This window comes from Mycobacterium novum, assembly GCF_010726505.1.
GTDB lineage: Bacteria > Actinomycetota > Actinomycetes > Mycobacteriales > Mycobacteriaceae > Mycobacterium > Mycobacterium algericum.
The window spans coordinates 536,261-552,631 of the sequence record NZ_AP022562.1; the positions used below are offsets into that span (position 1 = coordinate 536,261).

The 16,371-nt window shown below is 66.8% G+C and carries 17 protein-coding genes and 2 tRNA genes; 12 read left to right on the forward strand and 7 right to left on the reverse strand.

What is annotated here, in order from left to right:
- Window positions 1-25 precede the first annotated feature (25 nt).
- Window positions 26-1,669 (reverse strand): AMP-binding protein, encoded by a 1,644-nt coding sequence (locus tag G6N19_RS02410; protein WP_193465692.1) that lies wholly within the window; start codon window positions 1,667-1,669, stop codon window positions 26-28.
- Between the two features lie 100 nt (window positions 1,670-1,769).
- Here G6N19_RS02410 and G6N19_RS02415 point away from each other — a divergent pair, with 100 nt between their 5' ends.
- Entirely contained in the window at window positions 1,770-2,420 is a 651-nt protein-coding gene (locus tag G6N19_RS02415) for an SACE_7040 family transcriptional regulator (RefSeq protein WP_193465693.1), read from the forward strand.
- Window positions 2,421-2,477: 57 nt separating this feature from the next.
- Window positions 2,478-3,254 carry an MmpS family transport accessory protein gene (locus G6N19_RS02420; protein ID WP_013828334.1) on the forward strand — a complete coding sequence of 259 codons (777 nt, stop codon included), beginning with the start codon at window positions 2,478-2,480 and terminating at the stop codon, window positions 3,252-3,254.
- 4 nt (window positions 3,255-3,258) lie between these two features.
- On the opposite strand, the gene G6N19_RS02425 is transcribed toward G6N19_RS02420, so the two are convergent.
- Complete coding sequence (locus tag G6N19_RS02425) at window positions 3,259-4,575, reverse strand: MFS transporter (protein WP_041317553.1); 1,317 nt, start codon at window positions 4,573-4,575, stop codon at window positions 3,259-3,261.
- Between the two features lie 23 nt (window positions 4,576-4,598).
- Here G6N19_RS02425 and cmrA point away from each other — a divergent pair, with 23 nt between their 5' ends.
- Complete coding sequence (gene cmrA, locus G6N19_RS02430) at window positions 4,599-5,405, forward strand: mycolate reductase (RefSeq protein ID WP_041317551.1); 807 nt, start codon at window positions 4,599-4,601, stop codon at window positions 5,403-5,405.
- A gap of 16 nt (window positions 5,406-5,421) precedes the next feature.
- On the opposite strand, the gene G6N19_RS02435 is transcribed toward cmrA, so the two are convergent.
- Window positions 5,422-6,984 (reverse strand): helicase HerA-like domain-containing protein, encoded by a 1,563-nt coding sequence (locus G6N19_RS02435; protein WP_013828331.1) that lies wholly within the window; start codon window positions 6,982-6,984, stop codon window positions 5,422-5,424.
- Between the two features lie 117 nt (window positions 6,985-7,101).
- Here G6N19_RS02435 and orn point away from each other — a divergent pair, with 117 nt between their 5' ends.
- The 3 genes from orn (at window position 7,102) to G6N19_RS21075 (ending at window position 9,181) form a co-directional block, all read left to right on the forward strand.
- The gene (gene orn / locus G6N19_RS02440) at window positions 7,102-7,716 is read left to right on the forward strand and encodes an oligoribonuclease (RefSeq protein ID WP_232062641.1); all 615 of its coding nucleotides are present in this window, start codon (window positions 7,102-7,104) and stop codon (window positions 7,714-7,716) included.
- A gap of 36 nt (window positions 7,717-7,752) precedes the next feature.
- A tRNA-His gene (locus G6N19_RS02445) sits at window positions 7,753-7,825 on the forward strand.
- 561 nt (window positions 7,826-8,386) lie between these two features.
- A complete protein-coding gene (locus G6N19_RS21075; RefSeq protein ID WP_232062504.1) occupies window positions 8,387-9,181 on the forward strand; it encodes a hypothetical protein in 795 nt (264 codons plus the stop codon).
- 14 nt (window positions 9,182-9,195) lie between these two features.
- Here G6N19_RS21075 and G6N19_RS02455 read toward each other — a convergent pair whose 3' ends face one another.
- Window positions 9,196-10,425 carry a L,D-transpeptidase gene (locus G6N19_RS02455; protein WP_041317548.1) on the reverse strand — a complete coding sequence of 410 codons (1,230 nt, stop codon included), beginning with the start codon at window positions 10,423-10,425 and terminating at the stop codon, window positions 9,196-9,198.
- Between the two features lie 154 nt (window positions 10,426-10,579).
- Between G6N19_RS02455 and G6N19_RS02460 the strand changes: the two genes are divergently transcribed.
- From G6N19_RS02460 to G6N19_RS02475, 4 genes are all read left to right on the forward strand, one after another.
- Window positions 10,580-10,652 (forward strand) — tRNA-Lys (locus G6N19_RS02460).
- 433 nt (window positions 10,653-11,085) lie between these two features.
- The gene (locus tag G6N19_RS02465) at window positions 11,086-11,313 is read left to right on the forward strand and encodes a hypothetical protein (RefSeq protein ID WP_193465696.1); all 228 of its coding nucleotides are present in this window, start codon (window positions 11,086-11,088) and stop codon (window positions 11,311-11,313) included.
- A complete protein-coding gene (locus tag G6N19_RS02470) occupies window positions 11,310-11,534 on the forward strand; it encodes an HNH endonuclease family protein (RefSeq protein ID WP_193465697.1) in 225 nt (74 codons plus the stop codon). Before G6N19_RS02465 ends, G6N19_RS02470 begins: the two co-directional genes overlap by 4 nt.
- Before the next feature lie 604 nt (window positions 11,535-12,138).
- Window positions 12,139-13,149, forward strand: a complete 1,011-nt coding sequence (locus tag G6N19_RS02475; RefSeq protein ID WP_013828325.1) for a hypothetical protein — start codon at window positions 12,139-12,141, stop codon at window positions 13,147-13,149.
- A gap of 68 nt (window positions 13,150-13,217) precedes the next feature.
- Here G6N19_RS02475 and G6N19_RS02480 read toward each other — a convergent pair whose 3' ends face one another.
- Complete coding sequence (locus G6N19_RS02480; RefSeq protein ID WP_013828324.1) at window positions 13,218-13,445, reverse strand: DUF3618 domain-containing protein; 228 nt, start codon at window positions 13,443-13,445, stop codon at window positions 13,218-13,220.
- A gap of 96 nt (window positions 13,446-13,541) precedes the next feature.
- On the opposite strand from G6N19_RS02480, the gene bcp reads away from it, so the two are divergent.
- The gene (bcp, locus tag G6N19_RS02485; RefSeq protein WP_013828323.1) at window positions 13,542-14,027 is read left to right on the forward strand and encodes a thioredoxin-dependent thiol peroxidase; all 486 of its coding nucleotides are present in this window, start codon (window positions 13,542-13,544) and stop codon (window positions 14,025-14,027) included.
- 24 nt (window positions 14,028-14,051) lie between these two features.
- The gene (locus G6N19_RS02490; protein WP_041317545.1) at window positions 14,052-14,525 is read left to right on the forward strand and encodes a VOC family protein; all 474 of its coding nucleotides are present in this window, start codon (window positions 14,052-14,054) and stop codon (window positions 14,523-14,525) included.
- Window positions 14,526-14,531: 6 nt separating this feature from the next.
- On the opposite strand, the gene G6N19_RS02495 is transcribed toward G6N19_RS02490, so the two are convergent.
- Window positions 14,532-15,878, reverse strand: coding sequence for a dipeptidase (locus G6N19_RS02495; RefSeq protein ID WP_193465698.1), 1,347 nt, complete (start codon window positions 15,876-15,878; stop codon window positions 14,532-14,534).
- 99 nt (window positions 15,879-15,977) lie between these two features.
- Window positions 15,978-16,367 (reverse strand): holo-ACP synthase AcpS, encoded by a 390-nt coding sequence (acpS, locus tag G6N19_RS02500; protein WP_013828320.1) that lies wholly within the window; start codon window positions 16,365-16,367, stop codon window positions 15,978-15,980.
- Between the last annotated feature and the right edge of the window lie 4 nt (window positions 16,368-16,371).

Consider the following 16,371-nt stretch of genomic DNA (forward strand, 5'->3'; position numbering starts at 1 on the left):
AGAATACCATTCTCGCGCTGTCCTGTCAGCCGCCACCCAGCTGCTCGATCACCTGTCGACGCACCTCGTCCTTACGGACCTTGCCGGTGGCCGTCATCGGGAACTCCGCGACCACGCGCAGGTACCGCGGCACCTTGAAGTGCGCCAGTCGGCCGGCGCAGAACTCGCGCAGCCGCTCAACGGTCAGCGGCCCCGCCCCGTCGCGCAGCATGACCACCGCCATCAGTTCCTCACCGTAGATTTCGTCGGGCACACCGATGACCTGGGCGTCGAGGATGTCGGGGTGGGTGTGCAGGAACTCCTCGATCTCGCGCGGGTAGATGTTCTCCCCGCCGCGGATCACCATGTCCTTGATCCGCCCGGTGATCCGCACGTATCCGTCGTCGTCCATGACGGCCAGATCGCCGCTGTGCATCCAGCCTTCGGCATCGATGGCCGCCTCGGACTTGGCCGGGTCGTTCCAGTAACCGGTCATCACCGAATAGCCGCGGGTGCACAGTTCGCCGACCTGACCTCGCGGCACCGGGTGGCCGGTGGCCGGGTCGATCATCTTGATCTCCAGATGAGGTCCCACGCGCCCGACGGTCTCCACCCGCTGGGTCAGCGAGTCCCCGCTGCGGGTTTGGGTCGACACCGGCGACGTCTCGGTCATGCCGTAGCAGATCGCGATCTCGGTCATGTGCATGTCGTCGATCACCCGCCGCATCACCTGCGCCGGGCACGGCGACCCCGCCATGATCCCGGTGCGCAGGCTGGTCAGGTCGTAGTCGGCGAAGTCGGGCAGCCCGAGTTCGGCGATGAACATGGTGGGCACCCCGTAGAGGCTGGTGCAGGCCTCCTCCTGCACGGCACGCAGCGTGGCCGCCGGATCGAAGCCGGGACCCGGCAAGATGATGGCCGCGCCGTGGCTGGTGGCCGCCAGGTTCCCCATCACAAGGCCGAAGCAATGGTAGAGGGGAACCGGCAGGCAGATCCGGTCCCGATGCGTGTAGCCCAGCAAGTCACCGACCAGGTAGCCGTTGTTGAGGATGTTGCGGTGACTGAGCGTCACGCCCTTCGGGTGACCGGTTGTGCCCGAAGTGTATTGGATATTGATCGGATCTGTGGCGCGCAGCGGTCTGGCCGCGTGCGCCAGTGCCACCGTGTCGACGGGTGTGCCGGCCAGCTCACGCCAACGCGCGCTGTCGATGAACACCGCCTCGCGCAGGCCCGGACACGCTGGCGCCACCTCGCGCAGTAGCGCGACGTAGTCGGAGGTCTTGAAACGCGATGCCGAGATCACCATCGCCAGCCCGGACTGGTTGAGCGCATAGGCCAATTCGTGGGAGCGGTAGGCGGGGTTGATGGTGACCAGAACCGCGCCGATCTCGGCGGTGGCGTACTGGGTCAGCACCCACTCGGCGCAGTTGGGCGCCCAGATGCCGACCCGGTCCCCGGCGCTGATACCCGCCTGCAGCAGACCGGTGGCGAGCCGGCGCACATCGCGCCACAGCTCCGCGTAGTTCCATCGCCGTCGGGCCGGAAGGTCAATCAGCGCATCGCGATCCGGGTGCGCGCTCACCGTTGCGGCGAGACAGGCTCCGATGGTCGTCTCCAGCAAGGCCGGTCGGGCCTCGCCGCGAGCGTAGGACAAATCGCCGCGACTTGCGGGCCATCCCGCCGTTGCCATCAGGCCTCCACCGCTGCCGCCCGGAGCCGGGGTCGACCCCAAGGGATGGGTGCTACGTTAGTGACCATTAACTCAGCTGTCCATGACGAGCGGAGGCGAGATGGCAGCATCCGCTTCGGCGGGCCCGGCGGGAAACGACGAGCCGGCCAACCGGCGCAGTCGGCTGAAATCCGATCGGCGTTCCCAATTGCTGACGGCCGCCGAACGGCTCTTTGCCCAGCGCGGCTTCCTCGCCGTACGCCTGGAGGACATCGGCGCGGCCGCCGGCGTCAGCGGCCCGGCGATCTATCGGCACTTCGCCAACAAGGAAGCACTGTTGGTCGAACTGCTCGTCGGCATCAGCACCCGGTTGCTCGCCGGAGCGCGCGCCGTGGAATCCGGCGGGCGCAGCCCGGACGCGGTGCTGGACGGCCTGATCGAGTTCCATCTCGACTTCGCGCTCGGGGAGCCGGATCTGATCCGGATCCAGGACCGCGACCTGGCTCATCTGCCGGCCGGCGCGCAGCGTCAGGTACGCAGCGCCCAGCGGCAGTACGTCGAGGTCTGGGTGGGTGTGCTGTGCGCCCGGCACGCCGGGCTCGCCGAAGCAGACGCCCGGTTGATGGCCCACGCGGTGTTCGGTCTGTTGAACTCGACCCCTTACAGCGTCAAGCCGGCCGGTGCCAAGTCGGCCGCGCCGGAGCGCTCCCGAGCGGTGTTACGGGCGATGACCATCAGTGCGCTGGGTGCCGCCGGGATTTCAATGGGCTGACCGACGATACGGTCGTGGGCAGCCCTGCGCAGGTACCCTGCAATCCATGAGGTGGGTATGACCGATCCCTATCGGCCGGAGGATTCCGATCGACCCTGGCAGCGCAGCGGGGCGACCGAGCAGTCGCCCTTCGGCTTTCCGCCACACGTCGATCCGGCCTACGCGGGCCAACTTCCGTCATACCCGGCCGGCTATCCGCCGCAGGCCACCGACCCGACCGCCCAACTGCCGCGGCAGCACTGGGAACCGGCGCAGCCGGGCGGCGGACCGGGAGGCGGCGTCCCGCCGGGCGGCGAGGGCGGCCCGCCCGAACCGCCACGGTTCCCGAACTGGCTGTGGCTGGTCGCCGGTGCGGCGGTGCTGCTGGTGGTCGGCATGGTGATCGCCCTGGTGATCGCCAACGGCTCGGGCCGCAATTCGGCTACGGTCACACCGGTTTCGCCGTTGCCGACGGCGCCGAGCACACCGATTCCCAAGCGCACCCCGACCACCACGCCGCCACCGCGGTCCTCGGCGCCCAGCACCACGCCGAGCACGCCGCCACCGACCACGTCGACTACCGCCGGGGTTCCCGAGACGATCGTCTACAGCGTCACTGGGACCGGCCGGGCGCTCAGTATCGCCTACATCGACGACGACGGTGTGCTGAAGACCGAGTTCAACGTGGCGTTGCCGTGGAGCAAGCAGGTCACCCTGACGCCGCCGGCTACAAAAGCGGCGGCGGTGACGGTGGTGAACTTCGGCGAGCAGATCACCTGCTCGCTGTCGGTGGACGGCGCCCAGGTGCGCCAGCGCACCGGCTCGATCCTCACCGTCTGCGCCGCGGCCGGTTGAGCCGTTAGGCCGCTCGCCGCGGCGCGCGCACCCCCAGCATCGCCAGCAATCCGAGCACCAGCACGGTGCACAGCCCGCCCATGCCGGCCCGGTCGCTGTGGAAGACGTCGACGAAGACCGAGAACAGCCACGGCGCCAGGAACGACACGGCGCGACCGGTCATGGTGTAGAGCCCGAACGCAACCCCTTCGAACCCCTCGCGGCCTTCCTGCGCCATCCGCAGCAACAACGTGCGCGCCGAGGACTGGGTGGGGCCGATGAACAGGCAGAGCAGCAGGCCGCAGGCCCAGAACGCCCCCGGACCCGACAGTGTCATCAGCGTGGTCCCGGCGGCGACCATGGCCGCCAGCGACCCGACGATCACCGTCTTGGAGCCGATCCGGTCGTCGAGCAGGCCGCCGGCGACCGCGCCGACCGCGGCCACCACGCTGGCGGCTACCCCGAAGATCAGCACATCACCGGCCGAAATCCCGTAGACGTTGACGCCGAGCACCGCACCGAAGGCGAACACCCCGGCCAGCCCATCACGGAAGATCGCGCTGGCCACCAGGTAGAAAACCAGGTTGCGGTCGCGGCGCCATTCGCCGGTGATGTCGCGCCACAACTGGCGGTAGCCACCGAACAAACCGAGCCGGGGCGGCCGCGGACCGTCGGCACCGGCGAACCGATGCGCGGTGAACAGCAGTGGCAACGCGAAGACCGCCAGCCATGCCGCGGTGAGCCACATCGCCGCCCGCACGTTCTGTCCGTCCTCGACGGGCACGCCCAGCAAGCCGCGTTCCGGGCCGCTGCCGGAGATGAAGCCCACGTAGACCACCAACAGCAACACCACGCTGCCGGCATAACCTGCCGCCCAGCCGAATCCGGAGATGCGGCCGGAGTTCTGCGGCGTCGACAGCTGCCGCAGCATCGCGTTGTAGGGAACGCTGGCCAGGTCACCGCAGGCCGCGGTCAGCGCCAGCAGCAGCAGCCCCGGAGCCAGGTAGGCCGGTGAATCGCGAATCATGCTCATCGACGCGATCAGCACCACCGCGGTGCCGGTCAGAACCGTCAGCGTCACCCGGCGACGGTGCGGTGCGGCGACCCACACCCCGACCACCGGCGCCACGACGGCCACCGTCAAACCAGAGATGGCCAGGGTGCGGCCCAGCCAGCTGGCCGGCGACACCGAACCGGGCAGGTCCCGGCCGACGCTGCTGGTCAGATAGACCGAGAACACGAACGTCACCGCGATCGCGCTGACGGCAGCGGCACCGGTATCCCACAACGCCCAGGCCACAATCCGGGATCGCCCGGATCTGACCACCCCCGGGTTACCCATGCCTGGCACTCTACGATTGCCCCATGCCAGTGCCTGCTCCCAGCCCGGATGCCCGCGCCGTCGTCACCGGAGCCTCCCAGGGGATCGGCGAAGCGCTGGCCACCGAGCTGGCCGCCCGCGGTCACTCACTGATCATCACCGCGCGCCGAGAAGATGTGCTCAACGACGTGGCGGCGCGGCTGCGCGACACCTACCGAGTCACCGTGGAGGTGCGAGCGGTGGACCTGGCCGATCCGCCGGCCCGCGACCAGCTCTGCGCCGAACTGGCCGAGCGGGAGATCTCGGTGTTGTGCGCCAACGCCGGCACCGCCACGTTCGGGCCGATCGCCAAGCTGGACCCGGCCGCGGAGAAGGCCCAAGTGCAACTGAATGCGATCGCGGTGCACGATCTGGTGTTGGCGGTGTTGCCGGGCATGCTGGCACGCCGCGCCGGCGGGATCCTCATCTCGGGTTCGGCGGCCGGCAACTCCCCGATCCCCAACAACGCCACCTACGCCGCTACCAAGGCCTTCGCCAACACCTTCAGCGAGTCACTGCGCGGCGAACTGCTCAAATCCGGGGTGCACGTGACACTGCTGGCGCCGGGGCCGGTGCGTGCCGAGATGCCCGACGCCGCCGAAGCCTCGTTGGTCGACAAGCTGATCCCGGACTTTCTGTGGATCTCCACGCAGCACACCGCCAAGCTTTCGCTGGATGCGTTGGCGCGCAACAAGATGCGCGTCGTGCCCGGAATCACGTCGAAGGCCATGTCGATGGCCAGCGGGTACGCTCCCCGCGCGATCGTCACCCCGATCGTGGGCGCGGTCTACAAGAAGCTCGGCGGCGGCTAGCGGGTCGCCACCGAGATCAGCGCTTGCGACGGCCGGTGCCCATCGCGCCCCGCGTGATCTGCCCGACGACCACGGTGGTGACCGCACTCACCACCCGCTTGCCCTCCCGGGTGGACAGGAAGTGGCTGAGCCAGCGCCCGAAGCGTTGCCACCAGCGCAATCGCTTCGGCTCCGGCACTGCGGCGCCGTCACCTTGTGGGGGTCGGCTGCCCTGCCCGGCCGCCAGCTTCTCGGACAGCAATTCGTAGGCCGATTCCCGATCGACGGTGGGTCCGTAGGTGCTCTGCAATGAACTGGCTTTGGCGGCTGCGGCGACAGCGTCGGCGCCGATGGCCGCCATCAATGACCGGGGCGCCCGCAACCGGGTCCAAGCGACCGGGGTCGGAGCACCGCGTTCGGAGAGCACGGTAACGATCGCTTCGCCGATGCCCAGTGACGTCAACGCCGACTCCAGCTCGTACACCTTGGTTTTCGGATAGGTGCGCACCGTCTTGCTCAGCGCCTTCTGATCGTCGGGGGTGAAGGCGCGCAGCGCGTGCTGGATGCGTGCGCCCAGCTGTGACAGCACCGCGTTGGGCACATCGGTGGGCAACTGCGTGCAGAACAACACGCCGACGCCCTTGGAGCGAATCAGTTTGACGGTCTGCTCGACCTGTTCCAGGAACGCCTTGGAGGCATCGGAAAACAGCAGGTGCGCCTCGTCGAAGACGAACACCAGCTTGGGTTTGTCGAGGTCGCCGACCTCGGGCAGGAAGGTGAACAGGTCGGCCAGCACCCACATCAAGAAGGTGGAGAACAGCACCGGGCGCGCCGCCTGGTCGCCGAGTTCCAGCAGCGAGATGATGCCGCGGCCCTGCGAGTCGAGCCGGATGAGGTCGTTGGGGTCCAGTTCCGGTTCCCCGAAGAAGGTGTCGGCGCCTTCGGCTTCCAGATTGACCAGTGCCCGCAGGATCACCCCCGCGGTGGCCGGCGACACCGCGCCCAGCTGCTTGAGCGCCGGCTTGCCCTGATCGCTGGTGAGGTAGCTGATCACCGAACGCAGATCCTTCAAGTCCAGCAGCAGGTAACCGTTCTGATCTGCCCAGTGGAAAATCAGCCCCAGCGTCGACTCCTGGGTGGCATTGAGTCCCAGCACTTTCGACAACAAGATCGGGCCGAAGCTGGAAATGGTGGCCCGCACCGGCACACCGATACCGTCGGTGCCCAGTGACAGGAATTCGGTCGGGAACTCAGTCGGAGTCCATTCATCACCGGTATCGGTGGCGCGTTCGGAAATCTTGTTCCCCGACTCACCGGGCCGCGACAGCCCGGACAGATCGCCCTTGACGTCGGCCATCACCACCGGCACGCCGGCCGCGGACAGCTGCTCGGCGATGACCTGCAGCGTCTTGGTCTTGCCGGTGCCGGTCGCGCCGGCCACCAGCCCGTGGCGATTCAAGGTGGCCAGCGGGATGCGGACCTGCGCGGTGGGGTCGGCGGTGCCGTCAATGACGACTGTGCCCAATTCCAGGGCCTGGCCCTCGGCGGTGTAGCCGGCCGCGATCTGCTGTGCGGCGTTCGCCGCCGAATCGGGACTCACAGGCCACGACATTACTTGGCCGCAGGGCACCGGTATGCGGCCACGGGGGCGGCGAACGGCTAACCTGGGCTACTTGTGAGCGTTGCGCGAGACGAACTGGTCTGGATCGACTGCGAGATGACCGGCCTGGATCTGGGCTCGGACAAGCTGATCGAGATCGCCGCGTTGGTCACCGACGGCGAGCTGAACATCCTCGGCGACGGTATCGACGTGGTGATCCACGCCGACGACGCCGACCTGGACGCGATGAGCGACGTCGTGACCGACATGCACACCCGGTCGGGTCTGATCGACGAGGTCAGGGCTTCGACCGTCGACCTGGCCACCGCCGAGAAGATGGTGCTCGACTACGTCCGAACCCACGTCAAACAGGCCAAGACGGCTCCGCTGGCGGGCAACTCAATCGGCACCGACCGCGGTTTCCTGGCCCGCGACATGACGGCCCTCGACGACTACCTGCACTATCGGATGATCGACGTCAGCTCGATCAAGGAGTTATGCCGGCGCTGGTATCCGCGGATTTACTTCGGGCAGCCGGAGAAGGGGCTGGCGCACCGGGCACTCGCCGACATCCATGAATCCATCCGCGAGCTGAAGTTCTACCGTCGCACCGCGTTCGTCGCCCCTCCCGGACCGCCTACCAGCGATATCGCCGTGGTCGCCGCGGAACTGGGACCGTCAGCGGAGGCGTCCGGGGTAATCGATTCGGTTGCCGAGCGCCCAAGCGGCTAGTATCGACGACGCTGCTCGCTTCGGCGGGCAGCAATGGTGGCTGTAGTTCAGTTGGTAGAGCACCAGGTTGTGATCCTGGGTGTCGCGGGTTCGAGTCCCGTCAGCCACCCCGCAGGTCAGGCCCCCTTTCGAGGGGGCCTGACTCGTTTTTGCAGAATGGCGCGCCCGACTCTCACGACGCGGCTGCGAACGCAACGAGCACGGCTTTCATCAGGCGGTTCCCCTTGACGGCGGTCAGCGAAGGGTGTCGGGGCAGATCGTGTGTTGTGCGATGGAGATGACCCTTGGGCCGTCGCCGCCTTGAAGCGCCGTAGCGCGTCGCGCATGTGCATGGATGAGTTCTTCGGTTCGCGGTAGCCGATCTCGACCTCCAACGGCTTCGGGCTGTCTCCACGTGGGAGAACTCGATCCGCCTTGTCAATGGCCAAGTTGAAGTATCTGCCCGACATCCGACGTCCTTGCCGCAGGACCAGCAGTCCCGCCACCATCAAGGGTCACCATCACCTACGCTCCCTGATCGACGCTGGCCAGCGCCCCTTGTCGGGGCTGCCGACACGGGCTCGAGTCCGGCGAGCCCGCCCCCAAAACGTGTCACTGCGGCGCCTTTTTGTAACGGCTCCTGGCGTGCCGGGTTTGGTATCGAAGTTACATTTTGGTTACGGTTCCCTGCGTGCTCACGCAAGGACTGCTTGATCTGCGCATGAAATCCACGGTGCTGGCGGCGACGGCTGTGTTGCCCGCCGCCGTTTTCTTGGCCGGCGGTGTCGGCGCTGAGCCGCCCAACAATGACGAGGCCCTGCCTGCGGGTGCCGCCGACGCGCCGCCGCCCCCGCCGGAAGACCTGCCTCCGCCGCCTGAAGACGGCCCCCCACCACCTCCCGACGACGCACCTCCCCCGCCGCCCGAAGACGGCCCCCCACCGCCACCCGACGACGCGCCACCTCCGCCCCCGGAGATGGCACCTCCCCCGCCGTTCGAAGACGCTCCGCCGCCCCCGCCGCAGGACTGGGGGCCGCCGGCGCCCGACCTGGTGACCAACTGGTCCATGCCGGCGCCGCAGGCGCTGCCGCCCGGCATCGCCAATGAGCGCGGCATGCAGGTCAAGACGATCCTCCTGTCGCGCAGCATCAGCGAGGCGTTCCCGCAGGTGCACAACATGATCGGCGTACGGCCGGACGGGCAGCGCTGGCACCCGTCGGGCCTGGCGATCGACATCATGATCCCCAACCCGGGCAGCCCGGAGGGTATCGCCCTCGGCGATGAGATCGTGGCCTACGCACTGCGCAACGCCGGCCGGTTCGCGCTACAGGACGCGATCTGGCGCGGCACCTACTACACGCCCGCCGGGCCCAGCGGCGGAGGCAACGGCCACTACGACCACGTGCACATCACCACGTTCGGCGGCGGCTACCCCAACGGCAGCGAGGAGTACCTGCGCGAAGAAGGCGAACCGGCCCCTGCCTGACGCCCGCTAGGGCATCAGCGAACCGGATCCTGCGCGTTGCCGGCTTCCCACTGCGACCAGGGCACATTCCAGTCGCCCAGGCCCTCGGTGCCAGGCAGCAGCGGCCCGCTCGTATTGCTGATCTGCACCACGTCGCCACGCTTGACGTGGTCGTAGAACCACAATGCGTTGCTGGGACTGACGTTGATGCAGCCGTGGCTGGCGTTGGAGTAACCCTGGGCGCCCACCGACCACGGCGCCGAGTGCACGAAAATCCCGCTGTAGGAGATCTGCGTGGCCCAGTCCACATCGGTGCGATAGCCGTTGGGTGAGTTGACCGGCACTCCGTAGGTCGAGGAATCCATCACGATGTGCGGGAAACGTTCGCCGACGATGTAGGTGCCGTTGTTCGTCGGCGTGCTGTCCTTGCCCATCGACACCGGCATAGTCTTGACGATCTCACCGTTGATCCGCACCACCATCGATTTGGTGTTGTCGTCGATGGTCGTGATGACCTCGTCGCCGATGACGAAGTGACTCGAGGCGTCGTCCTGGCCGAACACGCCGTTGCCCAGATCCACGCCGTAGGTGTTGACCGCCACGTCGATCCTGGTCCCGGGCTTCCAGAACGACTGTGGGCGCCACCGTACTTCGCGGTTGTTCAGCCAGTAGAACGCGCCCGCCACCGGCGGATCGGTGGTGATCTTGATCGCCTTTTCGGCCGCCACCCGGTCGGCGATGTTCTCGTCGAACCGGATCGCCACCGGTTGACCGACGCCGACTACCTCGCCATCGCGGGGCATGACATACGGCATGGTCAGGTTCTGCGGCGAATGGGTCTGGAACGTCATCTGCCGGCTGGTCACCCCGCCCAGCCCCAGCGATTTGGCGTTCATCGTGTAGCGCTTGTTGTAGCCGAGCGGCTCGGTCGTCGACCACGTCAACCCGTCGGGGCTGAGCTTGCCGTCGACCACCGCACCGTATTCGTTGACCATGGTGACCGAATCGAGCACGCCGTCTTCGGCGGTCACCGTCACAGGTGCGTCCACCGCCACGCCGACCGCCTTGTCGGTGACCGACGCGGTGACCTTGGGCACCAGCAGATCGGCGAACGGGGTGCCCTTATCGGCGATGATCTTCGCCGCCTCCGCGTCGGCATTGCCGCCGCAGGCGCTCAACCCCCACACCGCAACCGGCACCATCAGCACTGCCGCCAGCCGGGACCGATACCCCCGGCAGCGCTGTGTCGAACGAACCTGCCCCATGCTTTTTCCCACCTGACCCAGCTCAAACTGCTCGCCCGCAGTGTAATGGGTAATCGGGTGTGCCGCTCCGCCGTGCAATCCCGGCCCCGTGCCAGGTGATTTTTCTCCGCGGTGCGGCGCCTGTTATTGTCGTCCTCGCGGTCGTGACCGCCCAGCGCCGTTAGCTCAGTTGGTAGAGCAGCTGACTCTTAATCAGCGGGTCCGGGGTTCGAAACCCTGACGGCGCACAGCTCAGAGGCTGTTTTCGGCCTCACCAGAGTAGCCAGATCCATTGGATGTTCATTCTTTATGAGCCGCGCGGAAAAGCTGTCACAGCATTCCCACGAAGTGGCCCGGCTTGAAGAGGCTTCCGCCAGCCAGCAGCGGGCCACCGCGAACGCTTCGCAGTCAGCGCCATTTGACCCGACGGGCAAACCGGACATGGGGCGAATCGATAGCGCTGACGACGACCGCGACCAGACTGGCTGACGAGAGACGCACCGGGTAGCGCTCCACCCGATCCACCAGCTCTCATCGCGGCCGTCGTAGTTCAGCGGGGAACGGGAACGTGGTCTCTCCAGAACGCCCCCGACCAAGACGGCATAGATGTTCACTGCACAGCGATCGACCTTTTCTCTAACGCAACCTCGGAGAAACGGGAAGTGAACTACTGTCCATGCAGTGAGCAAGCCCGTGCGAATCGCGCTCATCTCCGCCATCGCCTGCGCGGTCTTCTTCTTTGCCATCGTCCTGGCAACAGACCACGGATCGACCGCCTCCAGCGTCGTCACATCGAACTATCCCACCACCTCACGCGCAGTCGCCGCCCCCAGCCCCGCCCTGGCGAAGCTCAACACCCTTCCCTCCTCGACGCCTGGCAGAAGGGCGCGCAATCCTGGGACTACATGACCCGCCGCAACTTTGCCAACGACCCCGTCAACCTGCAAACCACCACCGCAGCGGCCAACCGCCAGAAAGCCTCCGGCGACGCCGCCACCTGGCTACCACCGAACAAGACGTACCGATGCACTTACGCCACCCGCATCATCGACGTCAAAACGCGCTACGGACTCTGGGTGACTCAGTCCGAGCGTGACGCCTTGGCCCGCGTTCTTGCCAATTACTGCTAGCCCAGCAGCTTGCCCAACGACCGCTCGGTGAGCTGTCGCTCATATTCGATGGATCGTTTCGGGTCGCCACGAAATCCGTCGTCATTCATCCTTGATGGGCGTTAGCGACACATACCTAGCCACATCTACACCCCTCCGTTCCGGAGCATATGCGCTGGTAGTCCCAGGTTTCCGTTAGCCATAACAACCTGCCGGAGCAGCAGCAGTCGGCCAACACATTCGCAGACGCTCCTGCGTCTGCCTCACACTTGCCTCAGGCCTGGTGCGACAACCTGAACGGTAAGTGTATTCGCTGGCCTTCTCATTTGCTGCTGTGCAGGGGTCCGCGACTAACGCGGTCCGGAGCCGCCACCTAGCTGGCCTCCACACTTGCCTGGGGTTTCGGGCGAGGGCCGTGACGGCGTCGCCGCCCGGGTTTGCTCCGCCCAACTGAGCGCCTAAGCACTGGGCATATGCCAAGGCAATACCTCAGGCATACCTAATGTTCACCCAGCGTTTCGAGAATTAGGTTAGCTTTCCCTATGGATCGCCGTTATTGTCGGGCTCGCAGGATCCTGTACTCAAACTCTCGGGTACCGTACAGCAAATTGACAAGGAGCTAGCTGTGGAGTTCGTCCTACATCTCGATACGACCCGGCGCAGTGCCGGGCAGGCGACCCGGATCGCGGCCGCCGGCATCGCGTTAGCAGGAGCGGGCCTGATCGCCGTCAACCCGGTTGCGCCGGCCCTGCAGGACTTCCGGCACCACGCTGTGCAGTTGACGGGCTGGGAATCGCTGTTCGAGCGGACCAATGAAAGTATCGCCGCGCTGACGGAGAACTCCAACGTCAACGCGCTGCTGGACCAGTACGCCAGCAACCAGAGCGACTACCTTCAGCTGATCATGGGCATGGAAAACGTCCCGCTGGACATGCGTCCCCAGGACCTCCCAGATGGACGGACCATCACCTCGGGCTTCGCCGGCATCGAACGTGCGGTCGACCTCTTGATCAACGGGGACGGCGGCCAGGCAATGGCCGAAGGTCACTTCAAGTACCCGGGGTTGGAAGAGCTGATGAGCCAGATCAGCGGGAGCGAAAACAGCTTCGAGGCCTTCAACTACGTGAACATCTGGCTGCTGTACGGCATCGAGGAGGCAGGCAAAGCCCTGGGCCCGGTGCTGTCCATCCCCGCACTGGAGGCGATGAACCAGTCCAGCCTGCTGAACGAGTTCATCGGCCCCCTCGTTGGTTGGGCCTTCATCAAGCAGGCCAGCGATGCACTGATGGCGCCAACAATCGGTGCCATATACCAGCTGGTTGAGAACATCGGCGCTGCGTCCGGCGGCGACCTGGAGGCACTGTTCAACCTGCCCGCGGACGTGCTGAACAGCTACCTCAACGGGTACGTCGTGCCCGAGACCGGCGACGTCTTCACAGGTCTGCTCACCGAAGGTGGCATCGTCGACCTGCTGACGAATGAATGGGCGGCACGGGCGGCCGAGGCGATCACGGTGGGCACCGCGCATCTGCCGGTCAACGCCGTGGACGTTCCCGACCCCGGGGAGGCCGGAGCCGACCTGTTTGATGGGGACTTCCTGTCAAGCCTGTTCGACGGCAGTATCTGGGGCGCCTGACAGTTACGGTGCACGACGGCCGGGAGGGACTTGGTCCTTCCCGGCCGTTTGCTTTAGCGCAGCTGGGCTCAGCGGTTGCGGACCCGGCGAATCGCCAGGACCACTAGCAGGCCGCCGATGCCGGCCAGCGAGGCCATCACCGCGGGTTTGGTGACGATCTCGACCGCGCGGGTCTTGGCGCGCTCGGCCAGGTGCCGGGGGTTTGCCCGATCGGCGAGGATGTCGACCGTCGACGCCAGCTGCTCGCGCGCGGCATCGATGTCTTTCTTGATCGTGTCGGGATCGCGCTCCGCCACTGTCGTCCTCCCTGTCCGCCTGATGCTGGCCCTGCCGAACTACCCTAGAGCAGCCGGGCGTGGTCTCACGCTCCGGCGAGCAGAAAGGGGCTTTCAGTGGAGGACCGAGCGACCGAGTCCGTACGCCTGACGCCCGGCGACGAAGCGCCCGCGTTCAGCCTTCCCGACGCCGACGGCAACACCGTGTCACTGGCCGACTACCGGGGACGACGGGTCGTCGTCTACTTCTACCCGGCGGCCTCGACGCCCGGCTGCACCAAGCAGGCCTGCGACTTCCGGGACGATCTGGGTGACTTCAACGACGCCGGTCTCGACGTCGTCGGCATCTCCCCGGATAAGCCCGCCAAGCTGGCCAAGTTCCGCGACGCCGAAGGGCTGACGTTTCCGCTGCTGTCCGACCCGGACCGCACCGTGCTGGCGGCGTGGGGCGCGTTCGGTGAGAAGAAGATGTACGGCAAGACCGTACAGGGCGTCATCCGCTCGACGTTCGTCGTCGACGAGCAGGGCAAGATCGCCGTCGCGCAGTACAACGTGCGAGCCACCGGTCATGTGGCCAAACTGCGGCGGGACTTGTCGGTATAGCCACTGCTTGGCAAGGAGCAGCTCATGCCCGTGACGCGGACCAGTTTGTGGTTCGACACCCAGGCGTTGGAAGCCGCCGAATACTACGTCTCGATCTTTCCCGATTCGACGGTCAGCGACATCTCGTACTGGGGCCCGGAGAATCCCGAGCGCGACGGCACCCCGCTGGAGGTGTTGTTCGATCTGGACGGCCGGGCGTTCTCCGCGATCAACGGCGGACCGGACTTCACGTTCAACGAGGCCATCTCGATCCAGGTCTACTGCGCCGACCAGGCGGAGGTCGACTACTACTGGGAGAGGCTGGGCCGCGGCGGTAAGGAAGTTCAGTGCGGCTGGCTCACCGATCGCTACGGCCTGTCCTGGCAGGTGATCCCGCAACGGCTGTCGGAGTTGATGACCGATCCGGACCGCGAGCGCGTGCAACGGGTGAAGCAGGCCATGTACGCGATGGTCAAACTCGACATCGCCGGGCTGGAAGCAGCCGCCGCCGGGCCGTGAGTGGCCCTACCCGGTCGACGTGCCCAGCTTCGCCAGCAGTAGCGCCTCGGCGGTCGCGGCGCGTTCCAGCACCCCCAGGTGCAGGCTCTCGTTGATGCTGTGCGCCTGCGCTGCCGGATCTTCCACCCCGGTGACGAGGATCGTGGCCTGCGGGTAGGCGGCGGCGAATTCCGCGATGAACGGAATCGAACCACCCATACCCATGTCGACCGGTTCGGCGCCCCATGCTTGCCGGAAAGCGGCCCTGGCGGCCTCGTACACCGGGCCGGTGGCGTCGATGGCATACGGCTGGCCGATATCACCGGGGGTGACGGTCAGCTGCGCGCCCCACGGGACATGTTGTTCCAGATGGGATTTCAGCGCGTCCAAATGCTTTGCCGCGTCACCTCCGGGAGCCACCCGCATGCTGATCTTGGCGCGCGCCCGTGGGATCAGCGTGTTCGACGACGCCGCGATGCTGGTGGTGTCGATACCGATGACGGTGATCGCGGGCTTGGCCCATAGCCGCTGCGGCACCGAGCCGGAACCGATCTCGGCCACCCCGTCGAGCAGGCCGGTGTCGGCCCTCACCCGTTCCGGCGGGTAAGCCGGGAAATCCGAAGGCCCCCGCCCTTCTTCGTGAAGTCCTGCAACTGCGACGTTGCCGTCGTCGTCGTGCAGACTTGCCAGCAGTCGGACCAGTACGCTCAGCGCATCGGGCACCACGCCGCCCCACAACCCCGAATGCAGGCCGTGGTCCAAGGCGGCAACCTCCACTACGCAGTCGGCCAGCCCGCGCAGCGACACCGTCAACGCCGGAACCTCGGTGCTCCAGTTGTCGGAGTCGGCGATGACGATCACATCGGCGCGCAGCGCGTCGCGGTGCGCGGCGAGTAGCGCGCCCAGTGACGGCGAGCCGGACTCCTCCTCGCCCTCGATGAAGACCGTCACCCCGACCGGCGGTCGGCCGTCGTGTGCCCGGAAGGCCGCCAGATGTGTTGCGATGCCGGCCTTGTCGTCGGCGCTGCCGCGGCCGTAGAGTCGGCCGTCGCGCTCAGTCGGTTCGAATGGCGGCGACGCCCACTGGGTCGCGTCGCCCTCGGGCTGCACGTCGTGGTGGGCGTAGAGCAACACCGTCGGCGCGCCTTCGGGCGCGGGATAGCGGGCGATGACCGCTGGTGCGCCACCCTCGGCGACGATTCGCACGTCGGGAAATCCCGCTTGGCTCAGCAGGTCTGCGGACAGTTGCGCGCTGCGCTGCACTTCGGGCCGGCGCGCCGGGTCGGCCCACACCGATTCGATGCGCACCAACTCCTCCAGATCAGCCCGTACTGACGGCAGGATGTCGTGAACTCGCTGAACCAGATCGCTCATGGCGTCGAGGTTAGCGGCTACCCCGCCCGGCGCGAGCGTGCGCAGAATGCCGATTTCGCGCGGCGCGCCGTGTGCAAACACGCACGCTCGCGGCAAAGGTTAGGCCTCCAGGATGGCGACGGCGGCGGCGGTGTCGGCCTCATGCGTCAGCGACACGTGGATCGTCACGTCCGCCAGGTGGCGCGCGATGTCCCCGGACAGCCGCACCTTCGGGCGCCCCCACATGTCCGTCACGACCTCGATGTCGCGGTGAATCGCTTCCGGCAGCACCGGTTTCTGGGCGAACCGCGACCCCGACCACGCCTTGATCACCGCCTCCTTGGCCGCCCAGCGGGCGGCCAGGTGCCGGGCCGCCGACGAACTCTTGTCGGAGGCGTCCCGGCGCTCACCCGGGGTGAACGTCTCGGCGAATACCGTCCCGGGCTGGTCGACCTGCTCGGCGAAGTCGGGAATCGAGACAAGGTCGATCCCGACGCCAACGATGCTCATAACG